The sequence below is a fragment of the Olsenella sp. CU969 genome, from assembly GCF_905219715.1.
In the GTDB taxonomy this organism is placed as follows: Bacteria; Actinomycetota; Coriobacteriia; order Coriobacteriales; family Atopobiaceae; genus Granulimonas; species Granulimonas faecalis.
On the sequence record NZ_CAJMXC010000126.1, the window covers coordinates 1 to 3,104 of the forward strand.

The window sequence follows — 3,104 nt, forward strand, 5'->3', positions numbered from 1 at the left end:
GCCGTGGCGCTCCCGGATGCGCCTGACCGCCTTGGCCGTGCGCCCCGGCAGCATCGCCGCGAGCTCCGCCGCGGTCATCTCCGGGTGGGCGAGCACCCGCTCGAGCTCGCCCGGCTCCCACAGGCGGTACATCGGCCGCTTCTTACAGGTTCGTGCTGATTTCGTAGATGGGGCATTTGCCCCATCTCGCTCCGTCTCACCCACCGTGCACCGCCCCCATCCACGCCGAGACCGCCAGCCACGCCGCCGCGCAGGCCGCCGCCAGGCACGCGGCCCCGGCGGCCCAGGGGCGCCACGCCCACAGGTCGGCGGCCGCCCACGCCAGGCGGAGGCCCAGCGGGATGCCCGCCGCCCGCCAGGCCCGCCAGAGCCTGGAGAGGGCCGGCCTCTGCCTTCGGGCCCCTCTGCGGCGATTTGCGGCCCTGAAAACCCGATTGCGCCTACTCACCCCGGCACCACCCCCAGCTCCCGTCTCCCGGCGCCCTGTGGCCGCCCAGGGCCATCCGCGCGCCCCCTCACCCGGCGCGGCACCATGGAGCGCCGCACCAGCTCCCCGAGGCGCCCCGCCTGGGCGGGCCTCACGCTCCTGGAGCGGGCGAAGGCCTCGCAGAAGTCCCCGAGCCCCGACCGGCTGGCCGCCACCGTGGGGAGCCCGGCCTCGGAACGGGCCGTGAGCACCCGGTACCAGGCCTTGTAGGCCGCCTTGGTGGGCTCGGCCTCGCCGGCGTCGTCGACGCAGAGCAGCGGCGCCTCGGCGTACTGCGCCAGCTCGGGGGNGNAGTCGGCCCGCCATGATCGGTCCGCCTGCTCCAGCCGGTCCACCATCTCGTCCTCGAGTACGTAGACNGACCGCTCCCGGACCCCGCACCACACACGGCCCTGGGGGTCCGCCTCGGTGAGCTCCACGTGGGAGCCGTCCCACCANAGNCGGATGGCGTGGACGAGCGCGGTCTTGCCGCACCCGCCNTCCCCGAAGAGCCACAGGCCGCCGCGGGCGANCTCGGGGGCGTAGGCGCCGTTGGGCTCCACCCACCCGTAGGCCAAAGGCACCCGGGAGCGGGACCTCACCCACGCCGGGTCCGGCGGGTAGGGGACCCACGGCTCACTCGGCGTCGAGCGACGCGAAGTCGTACCAGCCATCGGGCGCACCCCCTCCCCGGTCCATGGAGGCCTGGGAGCGGTAGGCCTCGAACTTCGTGCCGAAGAGGGTCTGGGGCCGGAGGTACTTGGCCATCTCGGTCCCGGCCCACTCGGAGCACTTGGCGTCGACGACGGCCTCGAAGTCGGGGAGGCGGTAGCCCTCGCGCCACCTCGCGTCGATGAGGCGGCGGGTGGCCCTAGACGACGGGCGGTAGTCGGCGCCCGCGCGCTGGTTGAGGCGGCCGACGATCGCGCCGTAGGGCACCGGCCCGTCGGGCATGGGGGAGCCCCCGTCGTCCGTGCCGGACTCTATGCGTTTAGAACTCTCCTCACCTCTCCTCATCCTCACCTCATTCTCACCTCTACTCACCTCAGTAGAGTTGGTACCTACGCGGCACCTATCGTTGGTACCTTCGTCGGTGTCCTTATAGGTACCTATGGAGGTACCTTCTTCCTGCCTATTAGCCCACCTTTTAGCTACCGACTCACGTCCGTCCTTGGAGCGCTTCGCGCTCATCTCGAGACGGCGCCGGCATACGTGGAAGGTCGGGTACCACGGCTCGCCCTCGTCGGGGAGCACCCCGGACATCCCGAAGGCCACCAGCGCCGCGATGAACGGCTGCCTCTGCTCGGGAGGCATGAACTCGGCGGCCTCGTACATGTCCTCCTGTATGGTCACGCCCACGTCTCACGCCTCCTCGTCCGCGGCCCACTCGCCGCAGCAGTGCTCATAGCCGACCGCAGGCCACATGCAGGTGTAGATGTCCTCCGCCCCTGCGTAGACCATCTGCGGCGGAAAGCGGCGGCACTCGGCCTCGAGCCCCTCGTCATGGTCCGACCTGGGATCCGGCGGCCACGCCCACCGGCACGTCACGCAGCAGTGCCTCATCGGCGGTCACCTCCCTCACGTCCAGTCGCCGCGCATGCGGCGGCGGTACTTCTCCAGCAGCTCCCGGTCCCTGCGCTCGGCCATGGCCGCCTCCGGTCCCCGGTCCGCCTCCGCGCCGCAGCGCGGGCAGTACCTGGCCGTCCTGGAGAGACGGCACCCGCAGGCGCCGCAGCGGACCGTCGGCGCGCCGCCCTTGGGGCCGGAGCACACGTCGACGGGGACGGGGCGCCCCCCCGGGAGGTCACGAGGCCCCCGCGAGGGCCTTGGCGCGGGCCACGATGTCGGCCCTCATCGCAAGGCCGCAGCCAGCCGTGCCGTATCGATCCATTGGGTTCTTGCCGTCGACTATCGCCGGGCAGTCATTGCACATCACGTCCCGGCACGACCAGTAGTCGATGAGCTCCTTCTGTGCGTCATTCTTCAGCCGCTCCCAGCTGTCGGGCTCCGGCTCGGGCTCCGGCACGCCGCCCAGGGCGTGGAGCAGGGCGAGGCGGGCGCCCTTGGAGACGCCGACGGGGTTGCCGTCGACGTCGATGACGGTGTCGTGCTCGACATAGGGCTCGAGGACGACGGAGAAGCCGTNGCCGTGGCGGCAGATGCAGGCGCCGGGCTGGTGGATGCGGTCGGCGTCCATGAGGGCGCAGGCGAGGGCGTCGAGCACCTCGTCGCGGCGCTCCCGGGCGGCGATGGCGGCGCACTCCTCGCTGATGGGGTTCGTCATGTCCGGCTCCTTAGAACGGGATGTCATCGGTCTGGGNCGCGGCCGGCGGCTGCAGGGTCGGCTGCGCGGGTGGCTGCGCAGGGGCCGCTGGCGCCGGCCAGGAGGCCTGCGGCGGCGCGTAGGCGGGCTGCTGGGGCTGGGGGGCCGGGTAGGCCTGCGGCTGCGGGTAGGCGCCCTGTGGGGCCGCCTGCGGGCCGTCCTGGCGGGGGCTCATGAACTCCAGCTCGTCCACGACCACCTCGACCTTGGAGCGGTTCTTGCCGGTCTCCCTGTCCTGCCACTGGCTCCAGCGGAGTCGGCCCTCGACGGCGACCTTGGTCCCCTTGGTGAGGAAACGGGAGATGGACTGGGCGC

4 protein-coding genes are annotated in these 3,104 nt (G+C 72.3%); all 4 read right to left on the reverse strand.

Translation table 11 applies throughout. From position 1 onward, the window contains the following. Positions 1–1,102: 1,102 nt before the first annotated feature. Positions 1,103–1,825 carry a conserved phage C-terminal domain-containing protein gene (locus tag JX283_RS08065; protein WP_204830117.1) on the reverse strand — a complete coding sequence of 241 codons (723 nt, stop codon included), beginning with the start codon at positions 1,823–1,825 and terminating at the stop codon, positions 1,103–1,105. 3 nt (positions 1,826–1,828) lie between these two features. After that, the gene (locus JX283_RS08070) at positions 1,829–2,029 is read right to left on the reverse strand and encodes a hypothetical protein (protein WP_135978990.1); all 201 of its coding nucleotides are present in this window, start codon (positions 2,027–2,029) and stop codon (positions 1,829–1,831) included. Positions 2,030–2,044: 15 nt separating this feature from the next. Then, positions 2,045–2,239, reverse strand: a complete 195-nt coding sequence (locus JX283_RS08075) for a hypothetical protein (protein ID WP_204406053.1) — start codon at positions 2,237–2,239, stop codon at positions 2,045–2,047. Between the two features lie 521 nt (positions 2,240–2,760). Beyond that, positions 2,761–3,104 (reverse strand): single-stranded DNA-binding protein (gene ssb, locus JX283_RS08080; RefSeq protein ID WP_204830118.1); only part of this gene is annotated, 344 nt, incomplete at its 5' end.